Annotated in this window: 15 protein-coding genes; 3 read left to right on the top strand and 12 right to left on the bottom strand. The window is 42.0% G+C overall.

Features of this window, described 5'->3' with window-relative positions:
• Nucleotides 1-84: 84 nt before the first annotated feature.
• From spoVG to ACOAOT_RS21855, 3 genes are read right to left on the bottom strand one after another with little or no spacing between them, the layout of a single operon-like run.
• Nucleotides 85-372: a septation regulator SpoVG gene (gene spoVG, locus ACOAOT_RS21865; RefSeq protein ID WP_104439707.1), complete on the bottom strand. Its 288-nt coding sequence runs from the start codon at nt 370-372 to the stop codon at nt 85-87.
• A gap of 26 nt (nt 373-398) precedes the next feature.
• A complete protein-coding gene (gene glgD, locus ACOAOT_RS21860; RefSeq protein ID WP_170824088.1) occupies nt 399-1,520 on the bottom strand; it encodes a glucose-1-phosphate adenylyltransferase subunit GlgD in 1,122 nt (373 codons plus the stop codon).
• Nucleotides 1,517-2,791 (bottom strand): glucose-1-phosphate adenylyltransferase, encoded by a 1,275-nt coding sequence (locus tag ACOAOT_RS21855; protein WP_420218878.1) that lies wholly within the window; start codon nt 2,789-2,791, stop codon nt 1,517-1,519. The genes glgD and ACOAOT_RS21855 overlap by 4 nt, the downstream gene beginning before the upstream one ends.
• A 246-nt stretch (nt 2,792-3,037) precedes the next feature.
• Between ACOAOT_RS21855 and asnS the strand changes: the two genes are divergently transcribed.
• From asnS to ACOAOT_RS21840, 3 genes are all read left to right on the top strand, one after another.
• The gene (asnS, locus tag ACOAOT_RS21850) at nt 3,038-4,429 is read left to right on the top strand and encodes an asparagine--tRNA ligase (RefSeq protein ID WP_420218877.1); all 1,392 of its coding nucleotides are present in this window, start codon (nt 3,038-3,040) and stop codon (nt 4,427-4,429) included.
• A 163-nt stretch (nt 4,430-4,592) separates the two neighbouring features.
• Nucleotides 4,593-5,663: a metallophosphoesterase family protein gene (locus tag ACOAOT_RS21845; RefSeq protein ID WP_420218876.1), complete on the top strand. Its 1,071-nt coding sequence runs from the start codon at nt 4,593-4,595 to the stop codon at nt 5,661-5,663.
• Between the two features lie 3 nt (nt 5,664-5,666).
• On the top strand, nt 5,667-7,529 hold the full coding sequence (locus ACOAOT_RS21840; RefSeq protein WP_420218875.1) for an ATP-binding protein: 1,863 nt from the start codon (nt 5,667-5,669) through the stop codon (nt 7,527-7,529).
• A 45-nt stretch (nt 7,530-7,574) separates the two neighbouring features.
• Here ACOAOT_RS21840 and brnQ read toward each other — a convergent pair whose 3' ends face one another.
• The 9 genes from brnQ to ACOAOT_RS21795 form a co-directional block, all read right to left on the bottom strand.
• Nucleotides 7,575-8,894, bottom strand: a complete 1,320-nt coding sequence (brnQ, locus tag ACOAOT_RS21835) for a branched-chain amino acid transport system II carrier protein (RefSeq protein WP_420219465.1) — start codon at nt 8,892-8,894, stop codon at nt 7,575-7,577.
• A 10-nt stretch (nt 8,895-8,904) separates the two neighbouring features.
• Nucleotides 8,905-10,083 carry a ribose-phosphate pyrophosphokinase gene (locus ACOAOT_RS21830; protein ID WP_104439714.1) on the bottom strand — a complete coding sequence of 393 codons (1,179 nt, stop codon included), beginning with the start codon at nt 10,081-10,083 and terminating at the stop codon, nt 8,905-8,907.
• 72 nt (nt 10,084-10,155) lie between these two features.
• On the bottom strand, nt 10,156-11,145 hold the full coding sequence (locus tag ACOAOT_RS21825) for an ATP-binding protein (protein ID WP_420218874.1): 990 nt from the start codon (nt 11,143-11,145) through the stop codon (nt 10,156-10,158).
• A gap of 33 nt (nt 11,146-11,178) precedes the next feature.
• On the bottom strand, nt 11,179-12,213 hold the full coding sequence (locus ACOAOT_RS21820) for a DnaD domain protein (protein WP_420218873.1): 1,035 nt from the start codon (nt 12,211-12,213) through the stop codon (nt 11,179-11,181).
• A gap of 263 nt (nt 12,214-12,476) precedes the next feature.
• The gene (gene murC / locus ACOAOT_RS21815) at nt 12,477-13,856 is read right to left on the bottom strand and encodes a UDP-N-acetylmuramate--L-alanine ligase (protein WP_420218872.1); all 1,380 of its coding nucleotides are present in this window, start codon (nt 13,854-13,856) and stop codon (nt 12,477-12,479) included.
• A gap of 257 nt (nt 13,857-14,113) precedes the next feature.
• On the bottom strand, nt 14,114-15,007 hold the full coding sequence (locus tag ACOAOT_RS21810) for a hypothetical protein (RefSeq protein ID WP_420218871.1): 894 nt from the start codon (nt 15,005-15,007) through the stop codon (nt 14,114-14,116).
• Nucleotides 15,008-15,187: 180 nt separating this feature from the next.
• Complete coding sequence (locus ACOAOT_RS21805; protein ID WP_420218870.1) at nt 15,188-15,697, bottom strand: QueT transporter family protein; 510 nt, start codon at nt 15,695-15,697, stop codon at nt 15,188-15,190.
• A 161-nt stretch (nt 15,698-15,858) separates the two neighbouring features.
• The gene (locus ACOAOT_RS21800; RefSeq protein ID WP_420218869.1) at nt 15,859-16,644 is read right to left on the bottom strand and encodes an AAC(3) family N-acetyltransferase; all 786 of its coding nucleotides are present in this window, start codon (nt 16,642-16,644) and stop codon (nt 15,859-15,861) included.
• Between the two features lie 108 nt (nt 16,645-16,752).
• Nucleotides 16,753-17,628, bottom strand: coding sequence for an AraC family transcriptional regulator (locus tag ACOAOT_RS21795; RefSeq protein ID WP_420218868.1), 876 nt, complete (start codon nt 17,626-17,628; stop codon nt 16,753-16,755).
• Nucleotides 17,629-17,641: the final 13 nt, after the last annotated feature.

The following is a 17,641-nucleotide window of genomic DNA, read 5'->3' as shown; positions in this document are numbered from 1 at the left end:
TGTAAATCCCGTATTCTATTGATTCTTGATAAAAAAAATCCGCAGCCGGATAAAACTGGTCTGCGGATTAAAATCATATATTACTTAAGCAAATGCTGCTGCAACCTCCGGCATCTCAAGAGCCGTGGTCTCATACTTATCCAAAATTACTCTCTGGATCATATCCCGGGTTCCGGAATTAATGGGATGTGCGATATCCCGGTACTCCCCGTCTGCAGCCTTGCGGCTTGGCATGGCAATAAACAGGCCTTTTTCTCCTTCAATTACCTTAATGTCATGAATCACAAATTCATTGTCCAGTGTTATGGATACAATAGCTTTCATCTTACCCTCTTTTTCGATGCGTCTAACTCTTACGTCTGTAATCTGCATGTTAAAGCCCCTTCCCGTCACATTTCCTATAATGTGTATCTTTCGTTTTTTTCTATGACAATTTTTACATTGTCTGGCGTTCCTATATAGGTGGTATTGGCCCGGATGGTATCCCGGCTTTCCACGATACAGTTTTCTATTACCGTATTGTCTCCTATATAAACATCATTTAAAATGATGGAATTCCTGATGACACAGTTGTTACCAATATAAGCTTTTTTAAATAAAACGGAGTTTTCTACTACTCCATTGACAATACTGCCGCTGGAAATCAGGCTGTTTTTCACAGAAGCTCCAGGATTATACTTTGCTGGTGGCAGATCATCAATCTTCGAATAAACATCCGGATACTGTCGGAAGAAATAATCCCTGACCTCTGGTTTTAAAAAGTCCATATTGGTCTTATAGTAGGACTCCACAGAGGCAATGTTTCTCCAGTATGTATTCATACGGTAGGCATAGATTCTTTTTAGATTCCGGTAACGGACGAGAATGTCACTCACAAAATCATAACGGTCTTCCATGGCACACCGCTCAATTAACTCAATCAGCTGTCGTCTGCGGATTACATAGATTCCGCAGGAGACTGTGTTAGAGGAAGCAACCATTGGCTTTTCCTCAAAATCTGTAATTCTTCCGTCATCATTGGTTTTCACAATTCCAAAGCGTGTTGTGTCTTCTCCTGCCGGAAGTTCCGTACAGACAACGGTGATATCAGCCTTCTTTTCAATATGATATTCCAGTACTTTTCCATAATCAAGCTTATAGATGCCATCTCCTGCAGCGATAACCACATATGGCTCATGACTGTTTTTTAAGAATATCAGATTCTGATAAAGGGCGTCGGCAGTTCCTCTGTACCAGTCGCTGCTTTCTGCTGTAATGGTAGGGGTAAATACATACAGGCCTCCCTGCTTTCTACCGAAATCCCACCACTTGGAAGAACTTAAATGCAGATGAAGAGATCTGGAATTATACTGGGTTAAAACCGCCACATTCTGTATATGAGAGTTGGTCATATTACTGAGTGCGAAATCTATGCTGCGGTAGTTTCCTGCAATGGGCATAGCGGCTATGGCCCTTTTATTGGATAATTCCCTCATTCTTTTGCTGTTTCCGCCTGCTAATACAATTCCTATGGCCCTCATTTCATACCACCTGCCTTTATGATGTAGTCACCACCTGCCAGCTCCCCATCCGGATAATCCTCCGGTATGGTCTCTCCGACAATTGCTGTGTTCTTCCCCACCTTTACTTTATCTGGTATGACTGAATTTTCACCAATGGTTACCAGATCAAACTGATAAACCTTGGGATCGTATTTGCTGGGTGCGAAATCACCTGCTCCCAATTCACAGTCTGCACCGACAATAACGTTTTCAGCGATGATTGCTTTACTGATTGTAGTGTTCTCCCCTATCACGCACTCTCTCATGATAATGGAATCTTTCACTACAGCCCCTGACTTGATTACTACACCCGCACCAATGACGGAGTTATGAACCTCTCCGCAGATTTCAGTTCCTTCTCCGATAATACTTCTGTCAATGACAGCCTCTTTTGACACATACTGAGGCGGAATAATATCACTCTTGGTATAAATCTTCCAATACTCTTCATAAAGATTAAATTCCGGAATGATATCAATCAGCTCCATATTGGCTTCCCAATAAGAGCTTAAGGTTCCTACATCCTTCCAGTAACCGTTGTATTCGTATGCAAATACACGGTTCCCTGAATCAAAACAGTCTGGTATGATATGCTTTCCAAAGTCACAGCCGGGAACATCTGACATTTTAATTAACGCTTCTTTTAAGACCTTCCAGCTGAATATGTAGATGCCCATGGAAGCAAGATTGCTTCTGGGATTTGCAGGTTTTTCCTCGAATTCTGTTATCCGGTTGTTCTCATCGGTGATCAGAATTCCGAAACGGCTGGCCTCTTCAATAGGGACCGGCATGGCAGCAATAGTGATATCAGCATTATTTGCTTTATGATACTCCAGCATAACCTCATAATCCATCTTATAAATATGATCCCCTGAGAGGATAAGAACATAATCCGGGTTATAGGTTTCCATATACTCCAGGTTCTGATAGATGGCATTGGCTGTACCAGTATACCAGTCGCTTCCCTTGCTTCTTTCATAGGGAGGAAGAATCGTGACACCGCCAACGTTACGGTCTAAATCCCACGGAATACCTATTCCGATATGAGTGTTTAAACGCAATGGCTGATACTGAGTCAGGACCCCTACTGTATCGACTCCTGAATTGATGCAATTGCTAAGCGGAAAATCGATGATCCGGTATTTTCCGCCAAAGGATACTGCGGGTTTTGCCACCTTCTGCGTCAGAACACCTAAACGACTGCCCTGACCGCCCGCAAGAAGCATGGCAATCATCTCTTTTTTAATCACGTTATCACCTCTTGCTGTTGATATTTATTGTACTAGCATTATACCACACATTCGTAAAATAGTGAACAAATTTTTGAATTATTGTGATAATTTTTTGTGCATTTTCCGACATTTTTCATGCTTTTGTCATTTCTTTTACATTTTAGTACAGATACAGCGTTTTTGACCCCCATCCCCCTTGAATCGAGGCCGAAAATACAGTATAATCTTAACTAAGTATGCGAACATGTAAAAGGAGAAGCTATTATGGAATTAACCACAGTAAGACAAATATATAGAGACAAAGATTCATTTCTCAACAAGGAAGTTACAATTGGCGGCTGGGTGAGAAGCTTAAGGGATTCCAAGACCTTTGGTTTCATTGTATTAAATGACGGAAGCTATTTTGACACGCTTCAGATCGTATATCATGACACCATGGATAATTTTTCAGAGATATCCAAATTAAACGTTGGCGCAGCGGTTATCGTCACAGGAACCCTGATTCCCACACCGGAAGCCAAACAGCCTTTCGAGATTCAGGCCGCAAAAATCGACATTGAAGGTGCGTCTGCCCCTGACTATCCACTTCAGAAAAAGCGCCATACCTTTGAATATTTAAGAACCATCTCTCATCTTCGTCCAAGAACCAATACGTTTCAGGCAGTTTTCCGTGTACGTTCTCTCATTGCCTATGCCATCCATCAGTTCTTTCAGGAGCGGGATTTTGTCTATGTACACACTCCCCTCATCACAGGAAGTGACTGTGAAGGCGCTGGTGAGATGTTCCAGGTAACAACCATGGATTTAAAGAATATTCCAATAACCCAGGAGGGAGCGGTAGACTTTTCTCAGGATTTCTTTGGAAAACCAACCAACTTAACCGTAAGCGGACAGCTCAACGCTGAAACCTATGCCATGGCTTTCCGGAATGTTTATACCTTTGGTCCTACATTCCGTGCTGAGAACTCCAATACCACCCGGCACGCAGCAGAATTCTGGATGATTGAGCCTGAGATGGCTTTTGCTGATCTTCAGGATGATATGGAACTGGCAGAATCCATGTTAAAATATGTGATCCGTTATGTTCTTGAGCACGCACCGGAAGAGATGAACTTCTTTAACCAGTTTGTGGACAAGGAATTGTTAGAAAGACTGAACCATGTATTAAATTCCGAATTCGCTCATGTGACTTACACCGAAGCAGTTGAGCTTTTAGAGAAACACAATGAAGAATTCGATTATAAAGTTTTCTGGGGCTGTGACTTACAGACCGAGCATGAACGTTATTTAACAGAACAGCTCTATAAAAAACCGGTATTTGTGACGGATTATCCAAAGGAAATCAAAGCATTTTACATGAAGATGAACCCAGACAACAAGACTGTTGCTGCTGTCGACTGTCTGGTACCAGGAATCGGTGAGATTATTGGCGGAAGCCAGAGGGAAGATGACTTGGACAAGCTCACCGCACGTATGGATGAACTGGGACTTAAGAAAGAAGATTATGAATTCTACCTTGATTTAAGAAAATACGGTTCTACCCGTCATGCCGGATTCGGTCTTGGATTTGAACGCTGTGTTATGTATTTAACAGGTATGTCCAATATCCGCGACGTGGTTCCATTCCCAAGAACCGTTAACAACTGCGAACTTTAAGCCGCTGAGGCTGCTGCCAATAATCAGACAGCCTCTTTATACCGGAACCATGTATGAAGGGAGTTTAAGATTTCTTTTATATGTGGTTCCAAGTCTATGAAAGAGGATTCCGTACAGCAAGACCAGATTCTCTGTACAGTGCTGTACCAGCGAGGTATTGACGATGAAATTCATACATATTGCAGATGTTCACTGGGGCATGAGCCCTGACAGCGATAAGCCCTGGAGCCGGGAACGTTCCCAGGATATAAAAGACACTTTTGCAAAGGCGGTAAACCAGGCAAAGACTATGGAAGCTGACTGTCTTTTTATTTCCGGCGATCTTTTTCACCGCCAGCCCCTTGCCAGAGACTTAAAAGAGGTTAATTATTTATTTTCAACCATTCCTGGGGTGCGTGTGGTCATCATAGCAGGAAATCATGACCGCATCCGTAATAATTCGGCTCTTTTAAGCTTTACCTGGGCTCCTAACGTCTCTTATATCATGGGCGAGGAGCTGGAAAGCGTTTATTTTAAAGAGATCAATACGGAGGTTTATGGCTTTAGCTATCACTCTGTGGAGATACCCGAAAACCGTCTTGATCATTTAAAGGTACCAAACAACGGAAGAATTCACGTCCTTTTAGGCCACGGAGGAGATGCCAACCATATCCCCTTTGATAAAGGTGCCATGTCTAGTCTGGACTTCTCCTACATCGCTATGGGACATATTCACCGTCCTGAGATTCTCATTGAAAACCGTATGGCATTTGCAGGCTCTCTGGAACCTCTGGACAAGACAGAATCCGGTCCCCACGGCATGATGGTAGGAGAGATCAACGAGGTAACCCGTATGGTAACCTCATTAAAATTCATCCCTCTTGCAAAGCTTCAGTACATCTCTCTTGCAGTCAATGTCACCCCAGCCACAACCAATACAGAACTAGCCATGAAAATTACCCAGGAGATTCAAAACCGGGGCGGGGAGAATATTTACCGGTTTCGCATACGTGGTATGAGGGATCCTGATATTACCTTTGATTTGGATATGCTTTCCACCCGTTTTAAAATATTGGAAATCATAGACGAATCTGAACCACAGTATAATTTCTCTGCTCTCTTTGCGGAACACCCAAGCGATATGATCGGCTTTTTTATCCAGGCACTTCAAAAGCCGGAGATGAGCGGGGTGGAGAAGAAAGCACTCTATTACGGAATCAATGCTTTGCTTCGTACAACGGATGAAAGGAGCTGACCCATGAAAATACTGGACATTTACATCAATGGATTTGGGAAATTTCACGGCAGGAACTTAACGTTCCATGATGGAATCAACATTGTTTACGGTAAAAATGAAGCTGGAAAATCCACAATCCATACCTTTATCCGCAGCATGCTCTTTGGAATTGAGCGGCAAAGAGGCAGAGCTTCCAGAAATGATCTCTACTCCCGTTTCGAGCCTTGGGAAAACAGCGGGACCTATGAAGGCCAGATCCGGGTGGAACATAAGGAACACATCTACCGGATTGAACGAACTTTCCAGAAAAACAAAAAAGAGTTTAAGGTAGTGGATGAAACGGCTGGAAAAGAAATCGAGCCCACTAAGGCGTTTTTAGATGATCTTCTTTGCGGTTTAAGCGAAACCTCCTACATCAACACCATCAGCATCGGTCAGTTAAAAAGTGCTACTGATGAAGGTATGGTGACGGAACTGAAAAATTACATTGCAAACTTAAATACTACTGGCAATCTTGCGCTTAACATAACAAAGGCCGCCGCCTGTTTAAAGTCTCAGAGAAAGGAACTGGAATCCCAGATGGTGCCGGAAGCTGCCCGTACCTACACCTCTCTGTTAAGTGAAATACGCAACATTGAAAAGGAAATTTCAGCCCCTGAGTACGAAAACCAGATTCAGACCTACCAAAAGCTTCGGGTGGATATGAAGACGGATCTGGAAGAACGCCAGGCGGAAAAGGAAGAATTAATTAAAAAAGTGGCAAGAGGCAGGCAGGTTCTCACAAGCAACCAGTTTACCGATCACGACTCCATAGATTCCTATTCCCAGAAGGCTCAGGAGCATTATGATGATTATATGGAAGCTCAGGCCGCCTGTAACAGGAAACCTACAAAGTTTACTTCCGCCATTTCACTTATTATAGCTACACTTTTACTTTGCAGCACCGGTGTTATTTACTATATGGGAGAATCCAATTATTTTTCCGCATATTACGGCGTTGATCTCATTTTGCTGTTAAGTGTTTTTGTAAGCGGTGCTCTTATTTTCTATCTGATTGGCCTGCTCCTTTTTCTAAGAATCCGCCATCATATGAAGGATATGGAAATGAGTGGCAAAGTACTTGAAGAGATTTTGTCCCGGCACTTAGGTGATACGGATATTACTCCGGAATCCATACAGGCATTTAAAAATCGCATGGCTGAATTCACAAGGCTTTGCTCTGCCGTATCCAAATCAGAAGCAGCCATCAGCCAGAAAGCAGCCCAGATCGAAGAGCTTAATAAGAAGCTGGAAGGTTGCGGAGTTACCATAGAGACACAGCAAAAAAGTCAGTGGGAGCTGGAGAAGAAGCTGGATCATTTATCCGGCTGTAAGACCCAGGCGGAAGGATTAAAGCATATTATTGCTGAAAATGACCGTATACGGGAAGAAATCTCAGCGGTAGACTTAGCATTGGAAACAATGACCAGCTTATCTTCCTCAATCCGAGACTCGTTCGGACTATACTTAAATAAAGCGGCTTCCGATTTAATTTCCGGAATTACTGGAGGAATCTACACCAGCATGAGCGTCGATGAGAACTTAAACATCTTCTTAAATACGAAAACCAAGCTGGTACCTTTGGAGCAGGTCAGCAGCGGAACTATGGATCAGGTTTATCTGGCTCTCCGTCTGGCTGCTGCAACGCTGATTCAGACCGGAGACGAAAGAATGCCATTTATCTTTGATGACAGCTTCGTTCTTTATGACGACGACAGGTTAAAGACCGGATTAAAATGGCTGGCTGGCACTTATACAAATCAGATCATTATTTTTACCTGCCACCAGCGGGAAGCTCAAATGATGACTGCAAACTTAATGCCCTATCATTTAATCGAAATATAGAAAAATCCCTGAAGGAGATTTGACATCTCTTTCAGGGATTTTTTATTAATCATGAGTTTTTAGTGACCCCATTATAGCTTCGATTATAACTCCAATTACAATACCCACGACTGCCGGACATATCCAGCCAAGCCCGTATGAATAAAATGGAAGCTTTATAAGTTCTGCATGTAATATATCTGCTCCTGCCGTTTCCAGTGACAGCAACACTCCTATAATTCCGGTTAAACCCATGGCACAGACATAGACCGCTCTCCATCGTTTTCCATCACGAAAAGCAAATGATAGTATAATCAGTACAATGGAAATAGGATATAAAGCACTTAAAACAGGAACTGATATCTCCAGTATCTTATTAAGTCCTGCATTGGATATAATTAGGCTGACAAAGGCGAATAAAAACGCCCACGTCCGATAGCCAACCTTGGGTATAATGGTGCAGAAATACTTGCTGCAACAGCTGATCAGACCAATACAGGTATTCAGACATGCAATAAAAAAAACTGCTGCCAGCAGAATAAGACCTGCTTTCCCATATAAAAACTGTACTGCCTGATTCAAGGTCTGAGCACCGTTATCTGCCAGTCCAAATGCACCGCCGGTCACTGCGCCAACATGTGATAAGGCACTGTAAACCAGCAGGAGAATTCCACCTGCAAAAAAACCGGCCCTGATTGTTTCATGAACTATATCTGCTTCTTTCTTGATACCCATGGCCTTAATATTTAGCGATATAATAATACCGAAATTTAAGGCTGCAATGGTATCCATAGTCATATAACCTTCCAGAAATCCTTTAACAAACGGAGCTTTCTGATATGTTTCAGAAGGCGTTCCATAAGCTCCCGCCGGGTGAATGATACAGCCGGCAAAGATCACTGCGATCAGAACCAAAAGTATGGGAGTCAGAATCTTCCCCAGACGGTCTGTCAATTTATCTGGCTTTAGCGCTACTACAAATGCAATGGTAAAAAATACCACGGAATACAAAAACTGCATCAGTGCACTTGAAGTTCCCTCTTTTAAAAAGGGAACCACTGCCATCTCAAAAGATGTACTTGCAGTCCTTGGTATTGCAAGGCAAGGGCCAATGGATAAATAGATTAACAGGGTAAAAACAAAAGCAAACTTCGGGTGAACACGCCCCGCCAGCTTGTCCAGTCCTCCGGACTGTGCCACTGCCACGACGCCTAAAACCGGAAAGCCGATTGCTGTTACTGCAAATCCTGCCACTGCAATCCAGGTAACGCTTCCTGCTGACGCTCCAAGAAAAGGCGGAAAGATCAGATTTCCTGCTCCAAAAAACATGGAGAATACCGTAAGTCCGGCTAAAACTAATTTTTCTTTAGTCAATCGCTCCATAATATCCTCGTAATTAACGGTCTCCGGCGCGGTAACGCTCCAGCAGACGGTTGATTCTGGTTGTTGGGTTAAGCAGACCGCTGAGGGAAGCATCATGATTTAAGTTGTCAATAATAAGGGCAATATACTTGCTCATATCAACATTAATATAATAAGGTCTGGACAGAAGATCCGGTGTCTGATATACCAGATTGGTGGTTAAGATCCTGTCGATTAATCCATTTTCATAATATTCATCAAACTTTGCAAGTCCGTTGGTAAAGAGTCCGAACGTAGCGCAGACAAATACTTTTCTTGCCTTTCTCCGTTTCAGTTCTTTTGCAACATCAAGCATACTTTCGCCAGAGGAAATCATGTCATCAACAATGATTACATCTTTGCCTTCTACACTGCTTCCCAGGAATTCATGGGCAACAATAGGATTACGTCCATTTATAATCTGGGTGTAATCACGACGCTTATAGAACATACCCATATCCAGTCCCAGTACATTGGCAAAGAATACTGCACGTCCCATGCCGCCTTCGTCCGGGCTGATTACCATCATATGTTCGCTGTCAATATCCAGTTCCTTCTCTTCTTTTAACAAATATTTGATAAACTGGTATATGGGCTGAACCGTCTCAAAACCTTTTAACGGAATAGCATTCTGCACTCTGGGGTCATGAGCATCAAATGTGATAATATTCTCCACACCCATGTTCACAAGCTCACGAAGTGCCAATGCACAGTCAAGAGATTCTCTTCTGGAACGCTTATGCTGACGGCTCTCATATAAGAAAGGCATAATTACATTAATACGTCTTGGTTTACCTGCTGATGCAGCGATCACACGCTTTAAATCCTGAAAATGATCATCAGGGGACATGTGGTTGGTCATACCGCACAGAGAATAGGTCAGGCTGTAGTTACACACATCGACCATGATATAAAGGTCATCACCTCGCACAGACTGCTGCAGGGTGCCTTTTGCCTCTCCGGTTCCGAATCTGGGGGTGCTGGCTCCTATGATGTAAGTATCTCTCTGATAACCGGAAAAAGCGATGGTAGACTTATGTTCACTTTCCCGCTCCTGTCTCCATGACACCAGGTAATCATTTACTTTCTCTCCCAGTTCCTTGCAGCTTTTTAAGGGAATTAAGCCCAATGGTCCAACCGGAATGGTTTCTATCGTTTTCTCTTCGTAAAGCATTTGTTTCTCCTCCAACGTGTCCTTATGCAATGCAACGGTTCTTTTATAACATTATGCGCGAAAATAGTCAAGTTAATCGGATAGTTTTTTCCTGATCCTGATATCATCTCCATAGAGTGGAATAACGGTATATCGGCTGATCAGTCTGGAAGTCACCCGCTCTGTATACCGGTCTCTTAATTCATTAATGGGATGATTGGTGGAAATAATTGTGGATTTTGAAGAATTAAGCCGTTCGTTAATACAGTAAAATAGTTCGGAAGAGGTAAAGCTGTTATTTAACTCTGTTCCCAGGTCATCAATGATTAAAAGATCACAGTCCAGAATATACTGATACATTCCTTTCATATCGTTTTCATCCTGATAATCAAACCGGTTTTTGGAGAATACCTCAAAGAGATCGTTAGCGGATAAATAGATTACGGAGTAAAACTTATCGATCAGCTCTTTGGCAATACAATTGGTTAAAAATGTCTTTCCCACTCCTGTTGGACCTGTAAACAATAAATTCCCATGCTCTTTCGGCAGGTTTTTAACGAAACTTCGGCAGGTTTCCGTTACCTGCATCATATACTGCTTCACTGTCCGGTTTAAAACCGGTATTACTCTTGTATCATCAAAATATTCATAAGAAAATGTGTTAAAATTTTCCACTGCAATGATTTGCTCAATGTTGGATTGTGCGTATAGATATTTCATCTCTGACTGTCGGAAGCAGTGACACTTAATGCCTTCGGAATACCCTGTGTCTTTACAGTCCGGACACAAGTACTGCATCTCCATAAAATCAACGGTATATCCCGCAGACTTTAAAAGAACCGCCTTTTGTTCCCGCAGATCTGCAATTTCCTCTCTCAGCTCTTTTAAGGCTTGTTTATCCCCATCCAAAAGCCTGCGTGCGCAGGAGACTGCTTTTGTACTGATGGAATCATCAAGTTCCTTTATGACAGGTATTTTATTATATACTTGCGCAATCCGCTTTTCCTGTTCATGCCGGTTCTTTAACTGCTGCTGACCGTAAGCCCGCATGATGGCATCATACTGTGAATTGCTCAGTGCCATAATTACCTCCGTTTCTATTGTGCATATCTATCGTTATTTAAACTCTGTCAGCTGTTCAAGAATAAGAGCATCATAATCAATCTCTCTTTGAGGAAAGTTCTGAAACTGGTTTTGTCCGTTCTTCCCTTTTGCACTGGCTGCTGTCTTCGTACCTTTATCCCCGCTGCTCTTTTTCCGGTCTGCGTGCTGCTCGTCCAGTCTTTTAATATCCTCCATCGTACGGGCTCCTGCTTTCTTCCAGCCTTCTATAATCTTGTCCGTATAAGGAAAACTGGGAGAATGTGTCGCCGTCAGAGTCCTGCTGCAGGCCTCCATAACCAGCTCTTTGGTAAATCCGTAAGTACGGAACCACTTATCCATGTATTCCCGTTCTGAATCTCCGGGATTACGGTCGCTCAGCCCAAATGCTCTCATGACCGCAAAGGAATCCTTAGAAAATGTAAGTGCATTATTCTTAGCATCATCAACTGTCTTAAAACCCTTTTCGTGCCAGCTGATGGCCACTGTCTCAATATATCGAATGCTGGTATGACCGCCCTGTACACAATATTCCACAACATACTCTAAAAGCTCTGCAGGCATATGAAGACCATCATACAGATACGCAAATACCTCACATTCTCTCTGAGTGAACACTTTATTCATATATTTTTGGGCAATATAAAGCAATTGAGAAAAATCCTCATCACCTGCCAGCCCACTGATCTGATCCGGAGTGTAGGATTTTCTGCTTGCAGATGGTGAAGGTATCTCCTTTTTCACTGCATCTGCTGGGCGCCCGGAACATGCAGTCTCCGAAACAGCCGGAGAAACCTCCGGTTTTGAGACTGCCTCCTCGCTTAATACTCCCGCTTTTTTCCAATAGGATAAGGCACGGGCTACATCTGCCTCTGTATGGTTTAAAGCATCAGCAATCATGGAAACAGTAACCTCTTCCCCTTCATGACGCATCAGAAATAGATATTCTTTTATGTATTCACCATTGGCCGAAGCCATAAAATCGTCTATGAATTGATTGGATATTATCGTACCATTGATCTTAAAACTGCTTTTAAAGTTCACCGCCATAACCTCACCTTTTTATCATGTTCCTATCATACCACAGGTCTTTCCAAAAGAAAATAGGGGCAGTTATCCACTAAATCAATTGTGGATATTGTGGATAATGTGGAAACCAAGTATACATAATCTTAGTTTATCCACTATGATCCTGTTGAATTGCTGATAAAATCGAGATTTTCTAAATTGTGAGACGATAATTTATGTAAATTAAAAAATCCACATAGTTTCTTAACATAAAATGTTGAAAACTATGTGGATAATGTGGATAACTATAAGCCCAACAGCTTTTCTCCCACTTTTACAATGTCTCCGGCACCCATAGTTATCAACAAATCACCGTGTATACAATTTTCTAAAATAAATGTTTCAATCTCATCAAACGAGGTAATATAATGCGCTTTTACACCTTTTTTCTCGATTCTCTCCACGATATCTGCAGAGCTGATACCCAGATTGTCGGTTTCTCTAGCTGCATAAATTTCTGCAAGAATTACCTCATCTGCCAAAGACAGCGCATCTGCAAATTCGTCAAGAAATGCCTTTGTACGTGTATAAGTATGGGGTTGGAAAACAACCCACAGTTTTTTGTGTGGATAGTGCTGTGCTGTGCTTAAGGTCGCACGAATCTCCTGTGGATGATGAGCATAATCATCAATGATGGTCACGCCTCCCAGTTCGCCCTTCTTTTCAAAGCGCCTGTTGGTGCCTGTAAAATGTTTCAGTCCCTTTTTCACCTGCTCCAATGATATTCCCAGTTCTGCACATACGGCTGCTGCAGCCAGGGAGTTATACACATTATGTTCTCCTGGTACCCCAAGAGTTACTGTATCCACAACGGAGCCATCAATCTTTAAATCATAGGTAGCTCTTGCCAGATCATCAAACGCAATTGCTTCTGCCTGATATCTGCTTCCGTCTTTCTTACCAAAAGTAATCACCTTGCATGGAAGGTCCCGGACGATTTCCTCAATATTTTCAATGTCATTATTAATCACCAGAAGTCCGTCCGCTGGAAGCTTCTGGGCAAACAGACGGAATGAATTACGAATATCCTTGATATCTTTAAAGAAATCAAGATGATCTGCTTCAATATTTAATATGATCTCCACTGTTGGATAAAAGGAGAGAAAACTATTGGTATATTCACAGGCCTCAGTCACAAATAGTTCCGGACCGCCTACACGAATGTTTCCCCCTATAGAATTTAATATTCCACCTACGGAAATAGTAGGGTCTGCATCTGCACAAAGAAGAACCTCTGTAATCATAGAGGTTGTGGTTGTCTTTCCGTGAGTACCCGAAATAGCAATTGAATTTTCATAATTCTTCATCATCTGACCAAGAAGTTCTGCTCTGCTTAAAATGGGAAGTCCCTGTTCTTTTGCAGCCATAAGCTCCGGATTGTCAGAATGTACCGCAGCCGTATAAACCACCACATCGATTCCTTCTGTAATATTCTCTGCGCGCTGTCCGTACACAATTTTTGCGCCTTTTGCTTCCAGGTGATGTGTCAGCTCTGATTCATGAGAATCTGATCCGGTCACCGAAAATCCCTCATCCATGAGAATCTCAGCCAGACCGCTCATGCTGATTCCTCCAATACCGATAAAATGAACTGCCTGTGGTTTATGAAAATCAATATGATACATGCTTTATCCATCCTTAAATTTATAATTTATTTATGTAACTGTTACTTTCACTTACTTTTACTGCTTTTTTCTTATAAAGTCAATTGCTTTCTTCTTTATTATATAAGAAAAACAACAGAAAATCTACCGGGGAATCCAAACAAGGACAAAGTCTGGTGATAAAATACCCCATTTGCAGCTGCAATATAATCCCCTAATTAAAAAAATGCACCTTACAGATTCTATGACCTGTAAAGTGCATTTTATGACACCGAAAATCATGATCCGGATAATGCCAGCTCCGCTCCTGACGGCAGATGTCCCCTAAAACCAGGAGTTCCTTCTGAAGCCTCTGCTACTGATGCTATTAAATAAAGCATTTCCTTATAACTGCGGAACAGCTGCTGCTGCCGTCCCTCTCTCCAGTAGATAATCCCCTGCCAGGTTGAGTGTTCGTGAAATAGTACTTTAATGGAAAAAGAAGCGATCTTTCCCCCTCTTCTGCAAAACGTACAGGCATCACTGGAAATTAGTTGTCCATAGTTTAGCCCGTACTTGGGAATATCATCATTTTTTAATTCGTATTCCATAAAAGTACCCAGGGACTTTACAAGATCCACGGGCTTCATCTGCTGTTCTAATATCTCAGAAGGTATATTCTGATAGTTCCCAGTAAATTTTCCTGAATGGTAGCTGTCAATCGCCACATGGCAGGTAGTAATAATATTATTAACCTGTTCTTTCTTTTCATTCCCGCTCAATAACCCATACATGGAAAGAATTAAATCAAGTTCACTTTCAAATGGTATCTTTTCGTCTCCTTCAATCCACTTAAAGTTCCCCTGCCAGCTTGCATAATACCGATACTGTACAAAAACATAAAAAGTAGCCAGTTTACCGGCTCTTTCTTTTTCATTGCTTTTCTTTATTTCCGGAGAAAGATCCTCTATTCCGGAAAACTGCCGCCTCTGAACTGTCTGTTTGGGGCTTCCCAGTTGATCAAAGATCCGATCCATATTAAAAAACATCTCCAGAAGACTATCAAATAATATTCCTTCTGAATCTCTGTCGTGGAATAAAACTCCTTTAATACTACTATCTTCAAATTCATCTACTGCTATTGTAAAATATCTATCTCCATTACGAACCACACTCATTCTACCAACTGTCATCCCTTCACCATAGTCCTTTGTTTACAAATTTATTATATAAAAAAACGGTTACAAATCGGTTACATTACATTGTTTCAGATAAATATATTTTACCACATGTAACTATCTATTGAAAGAGAAATCAACAAAAAACTCCTGACTTTTAAATGGGTCAGGAGTTACTAAGTTTTTGATCATCTTTTAAACCGTTTCCGATAAAAAACGGCCAAATATAATGTGTTTATATCTATTAAGTACGCCCAGCAAAATGTTCCCCAATATTCCGACTGCAAGAACTTCCCCAATACCAACAGTAACCATCGCATACCAGATCATATCCGGTGAACCGTAAGCATATCGAAGAACCCATGGAATAATAAGAACATTGGACACGATGGGCGGAATACAGACCAGCCATTTATTTCCCCGGAGTTTATACGCTCCAATGGCTCCGATCAGAGTGGCAAGACTACCAAAAACCACATCAAGAGCTGCTGCACCGCACAAAAAATTAGACAGGAAACAACCGATAAATAATCCTGGGATTGCGGCTGGCGTAAAAAAGGGGAGAATACAAAGCATTTCGGAAATCCGAAACTGGACAGGTCCAAAACTGATTGGGGCAAATGCCATAGTCAGCACCGTGTAGATTGCAGCAATAACTGCGGAAAAAACCATGAAATGAGTTTTTCCTGATAATTTGTAATTCATATTCAATTCTCCTTTAGTTTTGTTTTAGGTGTGGAAGGTCTCGAACACACCGGTCTTTTTTTGTGAAATCCCCTGTAAAAAAAGGGTTCCACGGCCTTATTACGGGTGATACTATAGCACAAATTAGGTACAAATGCAAGTCATACCCAGAATCTGCCTTATTATTTCTGCCACCACTCTTTCGGAATGGTCTCCAATTCAATCAGGCAATTGATCTGGTGGGACAGGACGTCTTTCGTCACTTCAAAAATTGCTTTCGTGTCACACAGAATGCAGGCGGCATTGCCAAATGCAGCCTGTACTGCTGCATGTCTGTCATAGAAAGCCTGCTCCAGCTTTTTATAATTTTCTGAGATATGGTCTGTAACAGAATTTTCATGCCGGTGCATAAAGCAAGGTTTTATCTGACTGTCGGGCATCACTATCTTAAAATATGTGGGCTCCTTAGTAAGACGGTCAGGCACATCTAAATGCTCTTCCACACAGTGGATAAAGGTGTTTCTCTCATGTCCCACACCGAGAAGCAGAATCTTGCCTCCTCTTTCCATTAAGCGGTCATAGCTTCCGCCTGGCTGGCAGGGGGTTGTACGATTCTCTTCCCCTTCAATAAAGGCTTCGCTGTCCCTTCCGTACACCGCTAAGCTATGGGTGGGATGGAGCGAACGAAGAACACCTTTCCGTTTCATGAAAAGATTGGGTAAAATCCCTACACAAGCCCGCTCTATCCGTGGATCATATACATTATGATATTCCGACATGGTATACCATGTATGAGTTGGCAGTATTAGAAGACCTTCAGATAAATACTCCATGAATGCATCCAGTACAGTATCTGCTCCACCTTCAACCTCTCCGATTGCTTTCATGGATGAATGCACCAATAATGTGTCATCAGGCTGAATTCCCATTTCTTTTAAATTCTGTTTCAGGCTTTGTTTTGTAAACATAATATTACCTTTCTTATCCCAAATAAATTAATAGTTATGTATCTATTATCATAAGGGAGTCGGGGGGATTTTGCAAGTAAGCCACCTCTATCTCGCTAATTCCATGGATTATCGAATGGGAATATATAAATCTACTTCGGACTCAGGATGATCGTAGCCCAGAAACCGATTATCGTAGAGTTCAAAATCTTCCCGCGAATCCAATTCCTCTTCTGTTTCCAGAAACCAGGTTCCCCAAATATATTCAAAGGTCTGAGGAAGCATTCTTAAACTTCCCCTGTGAGTGAAAACAGCACACCTCCCTGCAGGCAGAACTTTTTTTACAAATTGTGGTGGAAGGTCCTCCAATGTATCCACTTCAAAACCCGCCACTTCAGTAAATAGAACAAAATCATTCATGGTATACAAAGTATTTTCATTGCAGGCTTCACAAATACCAAAACCTCTGCCTCCCTTCACCAGATTGGGTATGTGGCTACGCATACTGTTTGCATTTTTCCAAAGATCTCTTAGCTTTATATCAGAGAGTGTGGTTTTGCCCCGTATTCCTGCCACTTTTATCTCTGGCATGGTCACAATTTTGGGATGAACCGTTACGTTAGATATTAGATGCTGTAAAAGTCCCTGATCCAATCGTTCTTTTGCTCCAACATAAGCATCCAATCGATTGATACGGTACAACTGAGGACTCACCCGATATACTGCTTTAAATGCCCTGCTGAATGCTTCTGATGACTCAAATCCACTGTCAATTGCAATATCAATAATTCTCTCATCTGTATAGAGCAGCCGCTTTGCCCCATCGGCAAGGCGACGTTTTTTTATATAGCTTCCTATGGTTTCACCAAGAAGGGAATAGAATTGACGATTGAGATGATAGTAGGAATAACCGGCAGCCCTGGCCACTTCTTCTACACGAATGTTTTCTCTTAAGTTGGCTTCGATATAAATCACTGCCTGTTCCAGCGACTTCCGGTAATCCATAATAAATCTCTCC

It is taken from the genome of Lacrimispora struthionigena, from assembly GCF_048627165.1.
Classification (GTDB): domain Bacteria; phylum Bacillota; class Clostridia; order Lachnospirales; family Lachnospiraceae; genus Lacrimispora.
This window is presented reverse-complemented; position numbering and strand designations above follow the sequence as displayed.

Excerpts from the sequence above, each read along its gene's own strand:
- glgD (WP_170824088.1), bottom strand. The coding sequence starts at position 1,520 with ATGAGGGCCATAGGAATTGTATTAGCAGGCGGAAACAGCAAAAGAATG.
- ACOAOT_RS21825 (WP_420218874.1), bottom strand. The coding sequence starts at position 11,145 with ATGGCACTGAGCAATTCACAGTATGATGCCATCATGCGGGCTTACGGT.
- ACOAOT_RS21830 (WP_104439714.1), bottom strand. The coding sequence starts at position 10,083 with ATGCTTTACGAAGAGAAAACGATAGAAACCATTCCGGTTGGACCATTG.
- murC (WP_420218872.1), bottom strand. The coding sequence starts at position 13,856 with ATGTATCATATTGATTTTCATAAACCACAGGCAGTTCATTTTATCGGT.
- ACOAOT_RS21840 (WP_420218875.1), top strand. The coding sequence starts at position 5,667 with ATGAAAATACTGGACATTTACATCAATGGATTTGGGAAATTTCACGGC.
- ACOAOT_RS21805 (WP_420218870.1), bottom strand. The coding sequence starts at position 15,697 with ATGAATTACAAATTATCAGGAAAAACTCATTTCATGGTTTTTTCCGCA.
- ACOAOT_RS21845 (WP_420218876.1), top strand. The coding sequence starts at position 4,593 with ATGAAATTCATACATATTGCAGATGTTCACTGGGGCATGAGCCCTGAC.
- ACOAOT_RS21820 (WP_420218873.1), bottom strand. The coding sequence starts at position 12,213 with ATGGCGGTGAACTTTAAAAGCAGTTTTAAGATCAATGGTACGATAATA.
- ACOAOT_RS21810 (WP_420218871.1), bottom strand. The coding sequence starts at position 15,007 with ATGACAGTTGGTAGAATGAGTGTGGTTCGTAATGGAGATAGATATTTT.
- spoVG (WP_104439707.1), bottom strand. The coding sequence starts at position 372 with ATGCAGATTACAGACGTAAGAGTTAGACGCATCGAAAAAGAGGGTAAG.
- ACOAOT_RS21795 (WP_420218868.1), bottom strand. The coding sequence starts at position 17,628 with ATGGATTACCGGAAGTCGCTGGAACAGGCAGTGATTTATATCGAAGCC.
- ACOAOT_RS21800 (WP_420218869.1), bottom strand. The coding sequence starts at position 16,644 with ATGTTTACAAAACAAAGCCTGAAACAGAATTTAAAAGAAATGGGAATT.
- asnS (WP_420218877.1), top strand. The coding sequence starts at position 3,038 with ATGGAATTAACCACAGTAAGACAAATATATAGAGACAAAGATTCATTT.